Here is a 17,924-nt window from a genome sequence, read left to right on the forward strand (position 1 = left end):
TCCCGCCCTCGTGCTTCTCGCGAGCGCCCTCTGCGCCTGCGGCATCGGCTATTCAAGCTCCAGTCGCGAGCAGCGTCCGGAAACCCTGACCGGGATGGGCGCGACCGTGATGTACCCGGGCGAGTCGGGTCCCGCGATGCCCGGCAGCGCGATCGGCCCGATCGGCTCGAGCGGACAGACCACCGGGTCGACCGCGCCGGGGACCACCTCCGGCTCCTACAGCGGCAGCGGGGAGCCGCCACGCGCGGGCGCAGCAGCGCCAGGGCAAGCTCCGGCCCCCGGCGCGACCGCGTCCGGCTCCGCTCCGCAGCCCGCCTCGAACATGACGATGGTGAGCGGCGGCAAGGAGGAGGTCTCCGAGAGCTTCGAGGACAAGCGCTTCCTGCCGATCGGCCCGATCTTCGGCTACCCGTTTTGGTTCCTCGGCAAGTCGCTCGGCGACAAGGCGGACGACGAGGCGAAGGAGCAGTTCGACAAGGCGACCCAGGGGACCGATCCCGCGACCGGGCGCGCCAATACACCGGACGATGTCGAGCGCAATCGTCTCGCGGAAGAGAACCAGGCGCTCCGCGATCAGCTGCAGCAGCGAGCCGGCGCGCCGGCGCCCGCCGCTCCGCCGCAAGCCGCCCCGGGAACGCGCGTCGCTCAGGGAGCGCGAATCTCCGACGAGCTCGCCGCGCTCGAGCGCAGCCTGGGCCGGCGGTCGGGCAATTCCGCGCCCGGCGCGAGCGCTGCGCCGCAGGCCTCGCGACCGATCCCGCCCGGCGCGCCCGGGCTCGGCGCGCCAGAGGCGACCGATCGCAACGGCGATGGGCGCCCCGATCTGTGGACCTACACCCGCAACGGCCGGCCCTCGCTCGAAGCGCTCGACGAGGATCACGACGGCCGCGTGGATCGGAATCTCCACTACGACGAGAGCGGCCGGCTCGTCTCGAGCGACGACGACCTGAACGGCGACGGCGTGATGGAGACGTCGAGCCTGTTCGAGGACGGCCGCATGGCGCGTCGCCGCAGCGATTCGAACGGCGACGGACAGGCCGACACCTGGACCTTCTACCGGGGCGACGAGATCCTGCGCACCGAGATCGACCGCGACGGCGACGGCTTCCGCGACGAGGTCGCGATCTACGCCAAGGGGCAGATCGAGCGCGAAGAGGTCGACAGGAACGGCGACGGCCGGCCCGACGCGGTCTCGCTCTACGTGAACGGCCAGATCTCGGAGAAGCGCGAGGACATCGACTTCGACGGAAAGCCGGACGTCGTCTCGCGCTACAAGAACGGCAAGCTCGCCAGCCGCGAGGCGGACTCGAGCGAGGTCTTCGAGCTTTGGAACAAGGACGGGGCGAATTGAATCCGACCGCGAGCGCGCTGCGCGCCGCGCTCTCCTTCGGCATCGGCTTCGCGGCGGTCATCTGGCTCGCCACCGCGCCGCTCGAGGCGCTCGCGGGTCCCGAGGCCGAGCTGCTCGAGCTGGTGAACCAGGTGCGCGCGGAGCGCAAGCTGATCGCGCTCGCGCCCTCTCAGGAGCTCGCGCGCGTCGCCCGCGGTCACGCGGAGGACATGGCGCGCCGCGGCTATCTCGCGCACGTGAATCCAGAGGGCGAGAACCCGCTCCAGCGCGCGCAGGCGGCCGGCGTCTCGGGCTTCCGCCTGTTCGCGGAGAACATCGGCGCGACCAGCGTCGGCGGCGACCGCATGCGGATCATCGTCGACGAGTGGATGCGCTCGCACGACCACCGCGAAAACCTGCTGAACCCGGCATTCAACGCGAGCGGCGTGGCCGTCGTCGAAGCCTCGACGGGCCAGACGATCGTCGTCGAACTGTACGCGAGCTACCCGCGCTAGCTTCGCGCCCCGGCCCTATTCCGCTTCCTCGGGCCTGCCGTTCACGCTGATCGTGAGCGAGGAGGTCCGCCCGGCTTCGTTCGCGTCGATCCGCACGCCGCACGGGTTGTTCCGGAACGCGGCCACAGGGTGTCGATCTGGCCCTGGGTATCGACCGCGCTCTGGAAGAGATTCGTCGCGCTGCACTTGAGGTCGATCTTCGCGCTGTTGCCGGCGACGTTCATCATGCCGGAGATGGAGCACTTCTCGGGGAAGACTTCGCCGCCCGAGCAGCCGTCGTAGGAGCGCCCGTTCGCCGACACGATCACCACGCAGAACCCGGAGTAGCTCTTCTGGCTGATTCGGACCGTGCGGTCGCTGGCCGATCCCGAGTCGGGCAGGTCCGCGAAGTACTGGATCTCGACGGCGTCGCCGTCCGTCCCGATGCCCCTCGCGTAGCCGGCCAGGCCGAAGTGGGTTCCCTCGACGTCGAACAAGGCGCGGGCCTCCCGACCCTCCTGGTTGGCGTTGGCGCACTCGATGTCGTCCACCGCGAACTCGCCGTCGATGCGGCCGTTGAAGCCTCCGGCCGCCGCCGTCCCCGCGCCGAGCGCCGCGGCCGCGAACAGCGAGAGCGCCGCGAGAGTCCTGATCTTGTGCATCTTCGATCTCCTGAACGAGCACGTCCGCGTGGAGCACCCGCGTGAGCCCACCGGCGCTGCGCCAGCGACGAAAAAAATACTGCGGGGGCGCGCCGGACCTGTCAATCAGGGCCGCGCGGCGTCGGCTCGGCCTCGAACAGAAACAGCGGCGGGCTCTCGTAGCGGCTCACGGCGAGCGGCGTCGCGATCGGGATCTCGCGGACACGGCGAGCGTCCCGCTGCAGGCGGTGCGCGACCTCGCGCGACCAGAGCTGCTGATAGGCGCTCTCGCTCCAGCCGAGCGGCGAGTCTGGCGCCACCGGCGCCGCGCGCGGCGGCGGATTTCCGTCGAGAAGCGGCAGCGACCCGACGAGCCAGACCCTCGCACCGCTCGCAAGCGTCTGCGAGACGCGATCCGCGATCGGCCGCACGGCGTCGGGGCGCAGCATCTGCGCCTTCACCAGGTCGTAGCGCGTGAGACTTCGATCCGAGACGTCCGGCACGGACAGCCACGGAGTCGCGCCCGAGTCGTAGTGGTCGAAAGCGATTCCGAGATACCAGGGCGCGACCAGGATCAGGTCGTCCGCTCGCGCCTGCTCCTCGAGCGTCCGCGCGATCAGGTCGACGTTCGTCATGCGCAGGTTCGATTGCTGCCAGATTCCGGCTGCCGCCAGCGCGAAGCCTGCGACGACGATGCCGAGCCGGAGCGCGCGCACGCCGATCCGATCGCGAAGCTCCAGTGCAAGGCCGCCCTCGATCCCCACGGCCGCGAGCCCGAGGAACGACAGGTAGTACCAGGGCTGGGTCGGGTAGCTCACGACCACCAGGAAGGCCGCGTAGGCCGCCGTTCCCAGCAGAAGCGCGACCGCGAAGAAGGCCGCGCGCGCGCGCTGGTCGACGGGTGGCTCGTCGCTGTCTGCGGGCCGGACCAGGCGGAGCGCGCAGAGCGCGAGCGCCGAGACCGCGAGGCCGATCCAGAGCGCCGAGAGCCAGGGGCCTCCGACCTCGACGGTCGCTCGAATCCTCTGGATCAGCCAGGCGAGGTCGATCGGCACGCGAAACACGACGTTCCACTCACGCGCTCGAAGCAGCGCCCCCGCGTACGGGAGCAGTGTGAGCGCCGTGACCGCGCCAATCGCGAGCGGTACTGCCGCCTGGCGCGGCTGACGCCGGATCGCCCACGCGGCTGCGCAGGCGCTGCAGAGCGCGAGCACCACCACGGCGTCGTGGTACAGGCACTGCACCGCGAGGATCGAGACGAGCGAAGCGGCCGCGATTCGCGCGCGATCGACGCGCTGCGCCAGTCGCCAGAATGCCGCGACGAGCAGGATCGCGAGCACCAGGCCCAACCCGTAGGCGCGGAGCGTGTCGCCGAAGCGGATCACGGTGGGATTCGCCGCCACCAGCAGAAGCCCGAGCAGCGGCAGCGTGCGCGCAATTCGCCAGGCCGCGAAGAGCAGGCTTGCGATCACGCCCAGCCCGACGATGAACGCGAGCGCGCGAAGCGACTCCGCGTCGGCGCCGAAGCCGAGCCCGATCCAGCCGCGAACCACGAGCAGCCACAGCAGCGGCAGCGACTCCCACTCGACGAGCGACCAGAGCTCGCCGAGCGACGGCTGCGCCGCCACGTGCAGAGTGGTGATCTCGTCGCGCCAGAGCTCGGGCGCGTAGATCAGATTGCGAAAAAGGATCCAGACCAGAAATGCCGCGAGCGCAGCCGAGCAGGCCCACTCGCAGCAGACGAGGATCCGAAGTCGCCCGCTCCGAAGCCCGCCACCGGCCGGGTGCGCGGGAAGCGGACGGCCTGGCGGGGGCGGAACGGCCACGGGGCCAGACGCTATGGTGCGGAGTCGCTCGCTTCAAGGGGTCGGAGCGCGGAGCGTTACACTCCCGAGTCGCCTTCGGAGTCTCATCAGGATGCCCGGACGAATCTCGATCATCTCGCCCTGCCGGAACGAGCGGGACTACATCCGCGGCTTCGTCGAGTCGCTTCTGGCGCAGGAGGTGCCGCCGGGCTGGGAGCTCGAGGTGCTGATCGCGGACGGAATGAGCGACGACGGAACGCGCGCGATTCTCGACGAGTTCGCCGGAGGGAACCCGGGCCTTCGGGTGGTCTCGAATCCGGGCCGCATCGTCTCTTGCGGCCTGAATGCGGCCATCCGCGAGGCGAGCGGAGACGTGATCGTCCGCATGGACGCGCACACCACGTACGCCTCCGACTACGTCCGGTCGTGCCTCGAGACCCTGGAGCGGACCGGCGCGGACAACGTGGGCGGGCCCTGGCGCGCCTCGGGCGAGAGCCGGCTGCAGAGCGCGATCGCCCTCGTCTCGCATTCTCCTTTCGCGACCGGCGGGGCGCGCTCTCACCGGCTCGAGCACGAGGGCGAGGTCGACACGGTGTACCTCGGCTGCTGGCGCAAGGAGGTCTTCGAGCGCGTGGGCCTGTTCGACGAAGAGCTGGTCCGGAACCAGGACGACGAGCTGAACCTGCGCATCACGCGCTCGGGCGGGCGGATCTGGCAGTCCCCGACCATCCGCTCCTGCTACTACCCGCGCAGCTCGCTCGCGAGCCTGTTCGCGCAGTACAAACAGTACGGCTACTGGAAGGTGCGAGTGATCCAGAAGCACAAGCTGCCGGCGTCGATTCGCCACCTCGTTCCCGGCGGATTCGTCCTCACGCTGCTCGGCCTGGCCGTGCTGGGCCTCTTCTGGTCGCCTGCGCTCGTGTTGCTGGCGCTCGCGATCGGGGCCTATGCGGTCGCCGACCTGGCGGCGAGCGTACACACTTGCTGGATGGCGGGGTCTTTCAGGTATCTGGCGGTCCTGCCGATCGTCTTTGCGGCGTACCATTTCGGCTACGGGTACGGCTTTCTCCGCGGGGTGATCGACTTCCTGCTCTTGCGGCGAGGCAGCGCCGCCTCGTTCTCGGCGATCACGCGCGGCTCGAGCCGAGGCGCGACTTGAGCAAGACTCGGCAGCCCAGCAACGGAGCCTCTAGCGAGCTCTCGGCCGTCGCCGAGCGCTACGACCGTCGCAAGTCTCGCGAGATCGCCGATCGATACGATCCGCTGGACGCCTCGGTCTGGTTGGCGCGCCAGGAGCGTGAGCGGGCCTTGATCGGCTGGATCCACGCGAGCGGCCTGGCGCCGGTCCGCGAACGGACGCTGCTCGAGATCGGCTGCGGAACGGGCGGGAATCTGCTCGCGCTGCTTCAGCTCGGCTTTCGGCCGGACCATCTCGTCGGCAACGAGCTGCTCGAGGAGCGCGTCGCCCTCGCGCGTGAGCGGCTGCCGGCCGCGACGCGCGTTCTGGTCGGAGACGCCGCGAGTCTCGAGCTCGGCGCCGAGCGATTCGACGTCGTCTTCCAGTCCACGGTGTTCAGCTCGATCCTCGACGACGAATTTCAAGCCCGCCTGGCGCGTCGCATGTGGACGTTGGCCAAGCCCGGGGGTCAGGTGCTCTGGTACGACTTCACCTGGGACAACCCGCGCAACCCCGACGTCCGCGGTGTCTCCATCGCTCGGATCCGCGAGCTCTTTCCGGATGGGGAGCTCGCGGTCCGGCGCGTCACGCTGGCGCCGCCGATCTCGCGACTCCTCGCGCGCGGCCACCCGAGCCTGTACACGCTCGCCAATCTTCTGCCGTTCCTCCGAACCCACGTCCTGGCGTGGATCCGCAAACCGAATCACTGAGAGGCATCGATGAGCATCTGGAAGGTGCAGCTTTTCGAGACGAACTTCGGCGAGGAGGAGTGTGCCGCAGCCGAGGCCGTGGTCCGGTCGGGCTGGGTCACGATGGGCGAGCGGGTCGCCGAGTTCGAACGGAATTTCGGCAAGCTCCTCGGAGCCGAGGGAACCTGCGTGGCGACCGCGAACTGCACGGCCTCGCTGCACATGGCGATGCTCGCGCTCGGCGTCGACCGCGGCGACGAAGTCGTGATTCCCGCGCTCACCTTCGTCGCGGATGCGAACGTGGTGCGCATGGTGGGAGCGCAGCCGGTGCTGGCCGACTGCGCGTCGCTCGACGATTGGAACGTCTGCGCCGAGTCGATCGAGCGGCGTCTGTCGCCGCGCACCAAGGCCGTGATGGTGCTCCACTTCGCGGGCTTCCCGTGCGACATGGACCCGATCGTCGCGCTGTGCCGGAAGCGCGGCCTCGCGCTCGTCGAGGACGTCGCGCATGCACCGGGCGCCTCGGTCGGGGGGCGCGCCTGCGGCACCTTCGGTGACGTCTCCTGCTTCTCGTTCTTCAGCAACAAGAACCTCTCCGTCGGTGAAGGCGGAATGGTCGTCGCGCGCGATCGCGCGCTCTACGAGCGGCTTCGCGGCCTGCGCTCGCACGGAATGACCACCCTCACGCTCGATCGCCACCAGGGGCGCGCGGTCACCTATGACGTGCTCGCGCCGGGCCTGAACTACCGGATGGACGAGATCCGCGCCGCGATCGGGCTGGTCCAGCTCGCCAAGCTCGAGAGCGGCAACGAGCGCCGCGGCGACCTCACGGCGCGCTATCGCGCGCGGCTCGCCGGGTCGCCGGTCCGGATGCCCTTTGCGGCACAGCCTTCGGGCGCGGTGTCCGCCTACCACATCCTGCCCGTGCTCCTGCCCGAGGGCTGCGACCGCCTCGCCGTGATCGAGGCGCTGAAGACGCGCGGCGTGCAGGCGAGCATCCACTACCCGCCGTTCTGGAGCTTCAGCGGGTATCGGGGCTCGTTCCGCGCCGAGGACACTCCCGTGGCGGCTCGGATCAGCGAGCGCGAGCTCACGCTTCCTCTGTATCCGACCATGAGCGACGAGCAGGTCGACTACGTGACCGACGCGCTCCTCGAAGCGCTGGCCTAGCCGACGATGTCGTCCGTTCTAAAGCTGATCGGGCGCGATCACTCTCTCTTCGCCGAGGAGCTGCGCCGGCACTCCGGGTCGCTCGACGCGGCGGTCGCCGAGCGCTCGTTCCTGGTGATCGGCGGCGCGGGGTCGATCGGCCAGGCCGTCGTGAAGGAGATCTTCGCTCGCGATCCCGCCTCGCTCCACGTCGTGGACGTGAGCGAGAACAACCTGGTGGAGCTGGTTCGCGACCTGCGCAGCTCGCTCGGATACACCCGCGGCGACTTCCGCACCTTCCCGCTCGATGTCGGCGGCGTCGAGTTCCGCGCGCTGATCGAAGCGCCGGCGCGCTACGACTACGTGCTGAACCTCTCGGCGCTGAAGCACGTTCGCAGCGAGAAGGATCCTTACTCGCTGATGCGCATGATCGAGGTCAACGTCCTGAACACGGTGCGAACGCTCGAGGACGCGCACAGGATGGGCGCCCGGAAGTACTTCTGCGTCTCGACCGACAAGGCGACCAATCCGGTGAACATGATGGGCGCCTCCAAGCGGATCATGGAGCTGTTCCTGCTGAACGCGAGCCTGCGGGTGCCCGTGTCCACCGCTCGCTTCGCGAACGTCGCGTTCTCGGACGGAAGCCTGCTGCACGGGTTCGCGCAGCGGATCGCCAAGGGCCAGCCGCTCTCCGCGCCGCGCGACGTGCGCAGGTACTTCATCACGCAGGAGGAGTCGGGAGTCCTCTGTGTGATGTCGTGCCTGCTCGGAGAGAACCGCGACATCTTCTTCCCCAAGCTCGATCCCGCGGAGAGCCTGCTCACGTTCTCCGAGATCGCCGTGCGCTATCTGGCGAGCCTGGGCTACGAGGCGGATCCCTGCGCGAGCGAGGACGAGGCGCGCGCGAAATCGCGCGACCGAACCGGGCGGAAGTGGCCCTGCTACTTCTTCGACAGCGACACCACCGGCGAGAAGGCCTTCGAGGAGTTTTTCGTGTCTGGCCAGGATCTCGATCTCGAGCGCTTTCCGAACATCGGCGTGATCCGGAATGCCGCGTACCGGGACCGAACCCGACTCGACGACTTCCTGGCGGAGATCGAGGCGATGCGCGCTCGTTGCGCGTGGACCAAAGAGGCGCTCGTCGCGCTCTTCGAGCGACTTGCACCGGAGTTCGCGCACCACGAGACCGGAAAATACCTCGACGATCGGATGTAGAGATGTCGACCCGGGCGCTCGACGCATTGCTCTCCGGGGTCGCCCTGCTCTGCCTGCTGCCCGTGCTGGTGGGGATCGCGCTGGTGCTGCGCTGCTCCGGCGAGGGTGAGATCTTCTACCGACAGGAGCGTGTGGGGCGCGGCGGGAAGCCGTTCGGCCTGCTGAAGTTCGCCACCATGCTGAAGGACAGCCCGAACCTGGGCTCCGGCCTGCTCACGCTGAAGGACGACCCGCGCGTCCTCCCGTTCGGGCGTTTCCTGCGCCGGACCAAGCTCAACGAGCTGCCACAGCTCCTGAACGTGCTTCTCGGCGACATGAGCCTGATCGGGCCGCGTCCGCAGGCCCTGGGACACTTCGAGGTCTTTCCCGCGCACGTGAAGGCGGAACTCGTCAAGGTGCGCCCCGGTCTCTCCGGCATCGGCTCGATCGTGTTCCGCGACGAGGAGAGCCTGCTCTCGGTGCCCGGGCGAGACCCCGAGCGCTACTACCGCGAGGTGATCGCGCCGTACAAGGGCGAGCTCGAGCTCTGGTTCATCCGCAGGCGCGGGCTCGCGCTGTACCTGATCCTGGTCGCGCTGACGATCTGGGCCGTGGTGTGGCCTGGCGGCGTGCCCTACCGGTCGATCTTTCCCGATCTGCCGGAGCCCGCGCCGGAGTAGAAGCGCGCGTCGAGATCGAACTCCTCGCAGAGCTCCGTCATGCCGATCAGACCCGGCTCCTGACCGTTGCCGCGCTCGCTCCGCGTCTGGAAGTAGGGGTTCCAGTCGTGCGCGCAGAGCGTCTTCTCGCTCGGGCTGATGGTGATGACGGTGTATACGCCGCCCTGTCCGTCCGAGGGCGTGACACCTTCCGGGCGGCTCGGCGCGCCGCCGTTGTGGCGGTTCAGCTCCTGCCAGTTGGAGAAGAGCTTCCAGATCCGCTCGCCCGTCGCGGGGTTGATCTCGGAGGCTTTCACGGAGCTCCGCACGGGGTTCGTCCAGTGGCCGCCCGCGACGATGAAGACCTCGTCGTTCTCGCTCTTTCTCACACAGCCGTCGCGCAGCGTGCCGAGTCCCGGATCGCCGGAGTCGTCGATCTCGCCGCTCGGGAGCACCGCGCCGTGCGCGGTGAGGATCGTCGGGAAGCCGCCGCCGCAGCCGATCGCCGCGTTGCAGAACGCGACGTCGGTCATCGCGGGGCCGGGCCATGCTTCGTTGGCGACGGCGTCCTGAACCCCCACCGCGCAGAAGGTACGCCCGGCGATCTCCGTCTTGATCGCATGGGACTGCCCCGTGAGCAGCGCGCCGTCGCTCTTGCCGGCGGCGCTTCCAGGAGACTGGCCGCTCGAGGACTTCGCGTAGTAGAAGGGAAGTGACTCGAACTCGAGCGCCTCCATCAGCTTGGTGTAACAGGCCTCGGGATCGTGATTCCCGCGCAGCGGCAGGAACGGAATTCCCGAGTCGCGGATGATCGTCCAGAAGCCGAGCACCGCCTCGTACTGGTGGTAGTTGTCGCTCGGGCTCGCGTGGTCGAGCACCTCGGGCGTGCAGGCCTTCGCGGGCGGGTAGCTGATGTCCATCATGTCGCCGAGGCCCAGGATCAGGTCGCAGGGGGGGTGATCGAGCGAGTGGTCGAGCTTGGACCGCACCCGATCGCGGCCGTGGATCTCCGAGTAGTCGATCTTCTGCCACTGCCCGGTCATGCTGTACGCGACGTTGGCGAGCAGGATCTCGCCGGTCCGGTGCCACGACCCGATGCAGTACGGCGACTTCTCGCAGTGCGCGCCGATGCAGGCGCCGCGGATCGGATCCACCTGACAGGTCGTCTTCGGCGACACGACGGCGTTGTCCTCCTGGTTGGCGAGGTTCTGCGTGTCGGGAACCAGGCAGATGTGGATGTCGCGCGCCGCCGCCGTCGCCGCGCCGAACAGGGCCAGGAGCACGCCCGCTGCAACGCGCACCGCGCGTCTCACCTCAGCTCTCCTTCGTCGCGACCACCCCGGACGCGTGGAGCGCGCGAAGATCGGAGTCGGACAGGCCGAGATCCTCGCGCAGCACCTCGTCGGTGTGCCGGCCGAGCACGGGCGCCGCGCGAAGCTCGACCTCGCTCTGCGAGAGGCGGAACGGCGAGCCCAGGATCGGCACCTCGCCGAGCACCTCGTGCTTCACCCGCTTCACGAAGCCGCGCGCCGCGAGCTGCGGATCCTGGAACAGATCGCGGGTGTCGAGCACCGCGCTGCACGGCACGCCTGCCTCGGCCAGGATCCGCATCGCCTCGTGCTTGGTGTGCTCCCGCGTCCAGCTCGCGATCTCCTCGTAGAGCGCCGCGCCGTTCTCGTGCCGCAGCAGCCAGCCCTTGAAGCGGGGATCGCTGGCGAGATCGGGACGGTCGAGCGCGCTGCAGAGCTGGTCCCACATCCGCGGCGTCGCGACGACCAGGTACACGTAGTCGTTCGGCCCGCCGGGCTTGCACGGGTACAGGTTCAGCATCGGCCCCTCGCCGTTGCCCGTGCGGGGGACCGCGCGAGAGCCCCACTCCGATCCGTTCGCGATTCGCGTGCGCATGTAGAAGGTCATCGCCTCCTGCATCGCGATCTCGATCTGCTGCCCCTCGCCGGTGCGCAATCGCTGCACGTAGGCCGCGGTGATCGCGAGCGCCGCCTGCACGCCCGTGCCCGAGTCGGCCAGCGTCGGGCCCGGACACATCGGCGGCCCGTCGGGCTCGCCGGTCACCGAGAACGCGCCCGACGCCGCCTGCGCGACCATGTCGAAGCACTTGTAGCTCGCGTACGGCCCGCCGCCGCCGAAGCCCTTGATGCGCGCGTGGATGATCGCGGGGTGCACCGCGCGCATCGCCTCGTACTCGAGCCCCAGCTTCTCGAGCACGCCGGGCCCGAAGTTCTCGACGAAGACGTCGTAGCGCGGAAGCATGCGCAGGAGCAGCTCGCGTCCCTCGGGCTTCTCGAGGGCGACAGCGACGCTGCGCTTGTTCGCGTTCCAGCTGAGAAAGTACGCCGAGTGATCGCCTCCGACGAGCAAGCCCCGTCCGGGATCGCCGGACCCCGGGCGCTCGATCTTCACCACGTCCGCGTCGAGCCAGGCCAGCGCCTGCGTGCACGCGGTGCCGGCCTCGTACTGCGTCATGTCGAGCACGCGCATTCCGTCCAGCGCTGGCATCGAGACCTCCTTCGCGGCAGCGGTGGCGCCGAGACGCCATCGTAGCCCTCGCGAGGGGCGCGCGGGAGCCGAGCCTCAGCGCGAGGGCGCGGCGCCGCCGGTCGCAGGCGCGAGCACGGTCTCGACGCTGCGATCGTTCCAGAACAGCTCGATCGCCGCGTGCGGCTCGAAGCTCGCGGGAACGACCAGGTAGCCGACGGCGAGCTCGCCGGCGGGAAGTGCGCCGGACTCGCCGAGCAGGAAGCCGATCTCGCTCGGCCGCGTCGGATCGGGTCGGTAGGTGCGGCCGCCCTGCACGACGAAGAAATTCGGCTGGAACTCGGTGTCCGACTCGGCGAGCGTCGCGAAGACGAACACGTGGCTCGCCGACGGGTCGAGTCCGAGGCTCGCGAGCGCCCATGACTCGAACGAGGCCGAGTAGGCGAGCTGGATGCGCATTCGCGCGTCGCCGCGCGCGTCGGAGATCTCGAGCTGCGCGGGGGAATCCGCCTGGCGCAGCCCGATCAGGCGCACCAGGTCGCGGAGCTCGTCGTCGGCCAGCCGAAGCTCCGCAGCCGCCGGTGGTGGAGGGGTCGGCGGCGCAGGCCGAGCGACCGCGCCGATCGCTGGCGCGGGCTGCGATGGCGCTGCTTGCGCGCTCTCTGCGCCCGGCGTCGTGCCCAGCCGCGCCGCGCGGATCTTCTCGGCCGCCTCGACGAGGTTGTACGGATTGTTCGGGTTGCGCGTCTCTTGATCGACGTACCACGTGTACGGCCGCGGCAGCAGGTGCGGGCGCAGCGGCGGGAGGTCCGCCGCGTCGACGAAGCGCGGGTTCGCACAGGGCACGGAGCTGCGGCTCTGGACCACGAACACGCTGCCGTCCGGACAGACACCGGACAGTGTCGAGTCCGCGGCCGCGGGTTGCGGGCAGAGCGCGAGCAGGCAGACGGCGAGCCGCGATCGGAGGGGCGTTCTCACGCTGCGATTGTACTCGAACTGGACCTGACAAGTCCCTGATTTTATTCAGGAAATCAGAGTCTTTCGAGGTCCTGCGCAGCGCCGCGGAGTTGCCTCGGGAAATGCGCCGCGCCTGCGCTCAATGGAACCGTATTTCATTCTCGTCGGGCGCCGCTTCGACCGGCTCCGCAAGCGGCTCGAGCGCGCTCGCGTCGACCTCGCCCTCGAGCGCGGGCGCTCGGATCAGCGACTCGACCTCGCGCAGCGGCGGCAGGTCGGAGAGCGCGCGCAGGCCGAAGGTCTGCAGGAACGCGCTCGTGGTTCCGAGCAGCGCGGGGCGCCCGGGTGCATCGCGCCGCCCGACGATCCGGACGAAGTCGCGCTCGAGCAGCGTCTTCATGACCGCGCCACAATCGACGCCGCGCAGATCCTCGATCTCGGCGCGCGAGAGCGGCTGTCGGTACGCGACCAACGCCAGCGTCTCGAGCGCCGCGCGCGACAGTCTCACCTTCCGCTCGGGCTTGGCCGCGAGAATCACCTCGGCGTACTCGGGCCGGGTCCGGAACTGCCAGCCGCCGGCGACCTCGGCGATCTCGTAGGGCCGACCGCTCTCGGCGAGCCGCGCGTTGATCTGCGCCACCGCCGGGCTGATCGAGCCCGGCGCCAGATCCGCGAAGGCGCGCCGGATCGATGCCGCCGTCGCAGGCCCCTCGGACGCGAAGATCAGCGCCTCGAGCGCAGCAAGATCGATCTCTTCACCAGGCATCGCCACCCTCATCCGTCTCCGGCTCGTCCGTCGCGGCGGTCTCGGGGACCTCCTCGAGGTCGACGCGCGTGCTGAACTCCGCCTCGGCCTCGGCGGCCGCGGCCTCGATCTCCGCCTCGTCGGGCGCGTCCCCCACTGCCAGACGCACACGGATCGGCCCGTCGGGTCGCCCGTCGCCCGTGGCGTTCTGGAAGATCAGCAGCGCCTGGATCTTGGCGAGCTCGAGGATCGAGAGAAAGGCCAGCACGATCCGCTCGCGGCTGGCCTCGAGTCCGCTCGGGAACAGCTCCTCGAAGCGAAGCGTCGCGCCCGCGGAGACCCGCAGCCGGTCCATCACCTCGATCATCGACTGCTGCAGCGTGATGCGCTCGCGCGAGACGATGTGGTGCTGCGCCGCGGGCGACACACGGCCGAGCACGCCTTGCATGGCCTCGATCAGCGCGAACAGGCTGACCGCGAGCACGCCCTCTTTCTCGGGCAGCGTCGAGGCGTCCGGCTCGGCCGCGAAGACGTCGCGGTTCAGGAGCTGCCTTCGCGCCAGCGCATCGGCGGCGTCCTTGAAGACGGCGTACTCGGCGAGCCGCCGGGCGAGCTCGGCTCGCGGATCCTCGCCCTCGTCCTCGCCGAGGATGTCGGGGTCGGGCGGAAGCAGCATCCGCGACTTGATGTGCGCGAGCGTCGCGGCCATCAGCAGGTAGTCCGCAGCGACGTCGATGTCGAGCGAGCGCATCAGCTCGAGGTAGGCCAGGTACTGCTCGGAGATCGCCGCGATCGGGATGTCGGCGATGTCGACTTCGTTCGCGCGGATCAGGTGCAGGAGCAGATCGAGCGGGCCCTCGAAGGCGTGCAGCTTGATCGCGCACGAGTGGCGACCGAGGCTGGTCTCTTCGCGGCTCGGGCTCGAGTCCATCGCTTCGATCGTCGCACCCCCTACGACGAGGGCGAGACTATCCCATCCGGTCCGGCCGAGCCAGGATCGCCCCGTGGATGCCGGGCGTTCACCAGCTCGTGAAGCCGGGTCCGACTCACATGCGTGTAGATCTCCGTGGTGCCGATGTCGGAGTGGCCGAGCATCTCCTGGACGATGCGCAGATCCGCCCCGCCCTCGAGCAGGTGGGTCGCGAAGGAGTGACGCAGGACGTGGGGGGTGAGCTTGTGCGCGATTCCCGCCTGCAGTCCGTAGGCACGCATCCGGTACCAGATCGCCTGTCGGGTCATCGCGGCGCCGCGCGCGGTGACGAAGACGAAGGCGACCTCGGCGTCGCGAACCCAGCGCGGGCGCACCTGCGCCAGGTAGCGTTCGAGCGCTTCCACGGCGGGCTCCCCCACGAGCGCCACACGCTCGCGCCGTCCCTTGCCGAGCACGGTCAGGCTGCGCGAGGCGAGCTGGAGATTGGCCAGACGCAGCCCGGTCGCCTCGGAGACGCGCAGACCCGCGGCGTAGAGCAGCTCGAGGATCGCGCGATCTCGGATTCCGACGGGGCTCTCGTCGGGCGCCGACAGCAGCGCGACCACCTCGTCGGTGGAGAGCACGTGCGGGATCTTTCGCCGCTGCTTGGGGCGCTCCAGATCGGCCAGCGGATCGCACTCGAGCAGGCGCTCCGCACGCAGCCAGGCGAGCAGGCGCGCGATTGCCGAGAGTGCGCGGGCGCGCGTGGATCCCGCGAGTCCCCGCGTGGCGAGGCGGTCGACGTGCCGGCGAAGCGACGCGGCGTCGAGCGCGCCGACATCGAGATCGCCCAGCGTCTCAGAGAGCGCGGCCAGGTCGCGCTCGTAGGCCTCGATCGTCGCCGCCGACAGCCCGCGCTCGACCGCGAGGTGCGCGAGAAACGCGTCGATCCCCGCGTCGAGCCTCACGTCGCCTCCGCGCCGATCGCGGCCAGGATCTCCGCCTCCACCGCGCGCCGGCGCTCCGGGTCGGTGAGCTTCAGACCGTCCGCGCCGGTGACGTAGAACGCGTCGGTCGCGCGGTTCGCGCGCGTGGAGGCCCGCACGGCCACGATCGAGAGCTCGTGGTGGGAGAGCGCCTGAGCGATGTCGTGCAGAAGCCCGGGCCGGTCGAGCGCCTCGACGTCGATGATCGTGTAGAAATCCGACTCGTCGTTCTCCACGCGCGCGCTCGGCGGCTGCTCGCGAACCACGCGCGGGAGCGGCGTTCGAGGCGGCTGGGGCGCGGGGATCGGGCCGGTTCCGTCGAGCACGGCGACGAGACGGCGCTCGATCCGCTCGCGCGCGAGATCCTGCTCTCTCGGCCCGCCCGCGATCGGGTCGACGTGGAACATGTCGAGCGCGATCCCCTCGCGCGTGGTGTAGGCCGACGCGGCCAGGATGTTGTGCCCGCAGCTCGAGAGCACTCCAGCCATCGTCGCGAACAGCCCGGGGCGGTCGCGCGCGAGCACGACGATCCCCCACGACGGGGCGCTGGGCGCGGCGGCGCGGAACGCCTCGACGCGTGCGGTCGCGCCCGATTCGAGGAAGCGCAGCGCCGCGTGCAGGTGCGCGGCGATCTCCTCGGCCTCGTTCTCGAGCAGGTAGCGGCGCGGCATCTGCTCCAGCAGAAGCTCCGCCTCCGACTTCGCCACGCCGCGCTGAGTCAGCATCTCCACCGCCCGTGCGGAGGTCGCGGCGGCCTGGCTCGAAGCGCGGTCGAGGAAGAACTGCGGCGCGGCCTCGGCCGCCTCGCCGGCTTCGAGCCACTCCGCGGCGTTGCGGTACAGCTGCTCGAGCAGCCCCGCCTTCCAGTTCGTCCACGCGACGGGCGAGACGCTGCGGATGTCCGCGACCGTGATCAGATAGAGCAGACGCAGGTACAGCCGTGAGCCACAGAGCTTCGCCAGGCGCAGGATCAGCCGGGGATCGTGCACGTCGCGCTGCTCGGCCATCCCGCTCATCGTCAGGTGGTGCAGGACCAGGAACTCCACGATCCCAGCGGCCTCCGCGCCGAGGCCGAGGCGCTCCGCGATCGCCGGAACCAGCGCCGCGCCCTTGCCCGAGTGCCCGCCGCCACGTCCCTTGCCGATGTCGTGCAGGATGCACGCCAGGTAGAGCCACACAGGATTGCGTACCTCGCGCATCAGCTCGGTCGCGAGCGGCAGCTGCGTGCGGTAGCGCCCGCGCAGGATCCGGCGGAGCTGCTCGACGAGGAAGAGCGAGTGAATGTCGACGGTGTAGGTGTGGTACATGTCCTGCTGCCACATCCCGACCACGTGCGCGAACTCCGGAAGGTAGGCACCGAGCAGTCCCACCTCGTCCATCATCTGCAGCGTGCGGTAGACGCGCGTCGGCGCGGAGAGGATCTGCAGGAACAGCGCGCTCGCCTCGGGGTCGACGCGGAAGGCGTCGTCGACCAGAGAGAGCTTCTGGCGCAGCAGCCGCTGCGCCCGCGTCGAGAGCTCGACGTCGTGGTGCTGCGCGACCGCGAACGCGGCGAGCAGGCGCACCGGACGCTCGTCGATCAGCGAGGCGGCCGGGATCTCGAGCCGTCCGGAGCTGATCGCGAAACCCTCGGCGACCGCGTCGGGAATGTAGCGTCCGGACGGCTGCCGAGCCGCGCGAAGCTGTCGCGCGTGCGCGATCACCCGGCGCGAGATCAGCTGGATCGAGCGCGCGTGCATGTAGTAGGTGCGCATCAGGCGCTCGACGCCCCGCACCGCCTTGCTCTCGCGGAAGCCCATGTACTCGGCCAGCCGCTCCTGCGCCTCGAAGTGCAGACGGTCGTCCTTGCGACCCTTGCGGTGCAGCTGATTGCGCACCCGCCACATGAAGTCGAGCGCTTCTTGCAGCTGCTGCTGCTCGTGCTCGTCGATGAATCCCTGCACGCGCAGCTGCTCCGCACGGCGAACCTCCCAGATCGTCGCGCGCGCGATCCACAGCGCGGTGTGGTAGTCGCGCAGGCCTCCGACGCTCTCCTTCAGGTTCGGCTGCAGCAGGTAGAGCGACTCGCCCCCGCTCTCGTGCCGACGCGCCTGCTCGGCGAGCTTGGCCTCGACGAACGCCTCCCCGTGCTCGCGCATGTGAGCACGGATCTCGCGGTCGAGCTCGGCGAACAGGGCCGGGTCGCCGATCAAGAAGCGGCCGTCGAGATAGGAGGTCAGCGTCGACAAGTCCTCGCGGCCCACCCGCAGCGAGTCGCCGATCGTGCGCGTGGCGGCGCCGACCGTGAGCTTCGCGTCCCAGAGCCGGGTCGCGATCGTCTCGGTGATCGTCTCGACGTACGGGTTCTCCTTGCCGCGGAACAGGAAGACCAGATCGATGTCGGAGCCGAGCGAGAGCTCGCGGCGCCCGTAGCCGCCGACTGCCACGACCGCGAGCCGGAAGTTGAGCCGCGGAAACGCCTCGAAGTAGCGATCCTCGGCGAGTCGGAACAGCTTGCGGATCAGCCGATCCACCAGCTCCGCGTGCTCCTCGTTCACGCTTCGCGAAGGCGCGCCCGCGTCGTGCTGCTCGAGAAGGTGCGCGCGCACCGCATCGAGATAGGCGCGAACCGACGGGTTCAGGTGCTGCGACGAGGATCCGGTCACGTGCGCGGGCTGCGTGCCGAGGAAGTCGTCGCAGAGCGGCTGCACGG

Annotated in this window: 15 protein-coding genes; 6 read left to right on the forward strand and 9 right to left on the reverse strand. The window is 69.8% G+C overall.

The features are described from left to right. Positions 1-414: 414 nt before the first annotated feature. A complete protein-coding gene (locus tag FJ108_01330; protein MBM4334542.1) occupies positions 415-1,845 on the forward strand; it encodes a CAP domain-containing protein in 1,431 nt (476 codons plus the stop codon). Positions 1,846-1,886: 41 nt separating this feature from the next. Here the strand turns inward: FJ108_01330 and FJ108_01335 are convergent, their stop codons facing one another. Further along, positions 1,887-2,486, reverse strand: coding sequence for a hypothetical protein (locus tag FJ108_01335; GenBank protein ID MBM4334543.1), 600 nt, complete (start codon positions 2,484-2,486; stop codon positions 1,887-1,889). A gap of 101 nt (positions 2,487-2,587) precedes the next feature. Further along, positions 2,588-4,291: a hypothetical protein gene (locus FJ108_01340; GenBank protein MBM4334544.1), complete on the reverse strand. Its 1,704-nt coding sequence runs from the start codon at positions 4,289-4,291 to the stop codon at positions 2,588-2,590. Between the two features lie 91 nt (positions 4,292-4,382). Between FJ108_01340 and FJ108_01345 the strand changes: the two genes are divergently transcribed. The 5 genes from FJ108_01345 to FJ108_01365 are packed head-to-tail and all read left to right on the forward strand — an operon-like array spanning position 4,383 to position 9,159. Next, positions 4,383-5,429, forward strand: a complete 1,047-nt coding sequence (locus tag FJ108_01345; protein MBM4334545.1) for a glycosyltransferase family 2 protein — start codon at positions 4,383-4,385, stop codon at positions 5,427-5,429. After that, entirely contained in the window at positions 5,426-6,157 is a 732-nt protein-coding gene (locus FJ108_01350; protein MBM4334546.1) for a class I SAM-dependent methyltransferase, read from the forward strand. Before FJ108_01345 ends, FJ108_01350 begins: the two co-directional genes overlap by 4 nt. Before the next feature lie 9 nt (positions 6,158-6,166). After that, the gene (locus FJ108_01355) at positions 6,167-7,306 is read left to right on the forward strand and encodes a DegT/DnrJ/EryC1/StrS family aminotransferase (GenBank protein ID MBM4334547.1); all 1,140 of its coding nucleotides are present in this window, start codon (positions 6,167-6,169) and stop codon (positions 7,304-7,306) included. Positions 7,307-7,312: 6 nt separating this feature from the next. Further along, a complete protein-coding gene (locus FJ108_01360; protein ID MBM4334548.1) occupies positions 7,313-8,500 on the forward strand; it encodes a UDP-N-acetylglucosamine 4,6-dehydratase in 1,188 nt (395 codons plus the stop codon). A 2-nt stretch (positions 8,501-8,502) separates the two neighbouring features. Then, positions 8,503-9,159, forward strand: a complete 657-nt coding sequence (locus tag FJ108_01365; protein ID MBM4334549.1) for a sugar transferase — start codon at positions 8,503-8,505, stop codon at positions 9,157-9,159. Here FJ108_01365 and FJ108_01370 read toward each other — a convergent pair. The 7 genes from FJ108_01370 to glnD form a co-directional block, all read right to left on the reverse strand. Next, the gene (locus FJ108_01370) at positions 9,114-10,451 is read right to left on the reverse strand and encodes a hypothetical protein (protein MBM4334550.1); all 1,338 of its coding nucleotides are present in this window, start codon (positions 10,449-10,451) and stop codon (positions 9,114-9,116) included. The two genes, FJ108_01365 and FJ108_01370, sit on opposite strands and share 46 nt — an antisense overlap. A gap of 1 nt (position 10,452) precedes the next feature. Next, positions 10,453-11,655: a formyl-CoA transferase gene (locus FJ108_01375; GenBank protein MBM4334551.1), complete on the reverse strand. Its 1,203-nt coding sequence runs from the start codon at positions 11,653-11,655 to the stop codon at positions 10,453-10,455. 75 nt (positions 11,656-11,730) lie between these two features. Beyond that, positions 11,731-12,612 carry a hypothetical protein gene (locus FJ108_01380; protein MBM4334552.1) on the reverse strand — a complete coding sequence of 294 codons (882 nt, stop codon included), beginning with the start codon at positions 12,610-12,612 and terminating at the stop codon, positions 11,731-11,733. A gap of 118 nt (positions 12,613-12,730) precedes the next feature. Next, a complete protein-coding gene (gene scpB, locus FJ108_01385) occupies positions 12,731-13,369 on the reverse strand; it encodes an SMC-Scp complex subunit ScpB (protein ID MBM4334553.1) in 639 nt (212 codons plus the stop codon). Further along, positions 13,347-14,213 (reverse strand): segregation/condensation protein A, encoded by an 867-nt coding sequence (locus FJ108_01390; GenBank protein MBM4334554.1) that lies wholly within the window; start codon positions 14,211-14,213, stop codon positions 13,347-13,349. The genes scpB and FJ108_01390 overlap by 23 nt, the downstream gene beginning before the upstream one ends. Before the next feature lie 74 nt (positions 14,214-14,287). Beyond that, entirely contained in the window at positions 14,288-15,214 is a 927-nt protein-coding gene (locus tag FJ108_01395) for a tyrosine recombinase XerD (protein ID MBM4334555.1), read from the reverse strand. Beyond that, positions 15,211-17,922, reverse strand: a complete 2,712-nt coding sequence (gene glnD / locus FJ108_01400) for a [protein-PII] uridylyltransferase (GenBank protein ID MBM4334556.1) — start codon at positions 17,920-17,922, stop codon at positions 15,211-15,213. The genes FJ108_01395 and glnD overlap by 4 nt, the downstream gene beginning before the upstream one ends. Positions 17,923-17,924 lie beyond the last annotated feature (2 nt).

The sequence above is a fragment of the Deltaproteobacteria bacterium genome (assembly GCA_016875225.1).
In the GTDB taxonomy this organism is placed as follows: Bacteria; Myxococcota_A; UBA9160; order SZUA-336; family SZUA-336; genus VGRW01.

Coding starts and splice junctions, on each gene's coding strand:
- FJ108_01335 (MBM4334543.1), bottom strand. CDS start 2,486: ATGCACAAGATCAGGACTCTCGCGGCGCTCTCGCTGTTCGCGGCCGCG.
- FJ108_01345 (MBM4334545.1), top strand. CDS start 4,383: ATGCCCGGACGAATCTCGATCATCTCGCCCTGCCGGAACGAGCGGGAC.
- FJ108_01355 (MBM4334547.1), top strand. CDS start 6,167: ATGAGCATCTGGAAGGTGCAGCTTTTCGAGACGAACTTCGGCGAGGAG.
- FJ108_01360 (MBM4334548.1), top strand. CDS start 7,313: ATGTCGTCCGTTCTAAAGCTGATCGGGCGCGATCACTCTCTCTTCGCC.
- FJ108_01365 (MBM4334549.1), top strand. CDS start 8,503: ATGTCGACCCGGGCGCTCGACGCATTGCTCTCCGGGGTCGCCCTGCTC.
- FJ108_01375 (MBM4334551.1), bottom strand. CDS start 11,655: ATGCCAGCGCTGGACGGAATGCGCGTGCTCGACATGACGCAGTACGAG.
- scpB (MBM4334553.1), bottom strand. CDS start 13,369: ATGAGGGTGGCGATGCCTGGTGAAGAGATCGATCTTGCTGCGCTCGAG.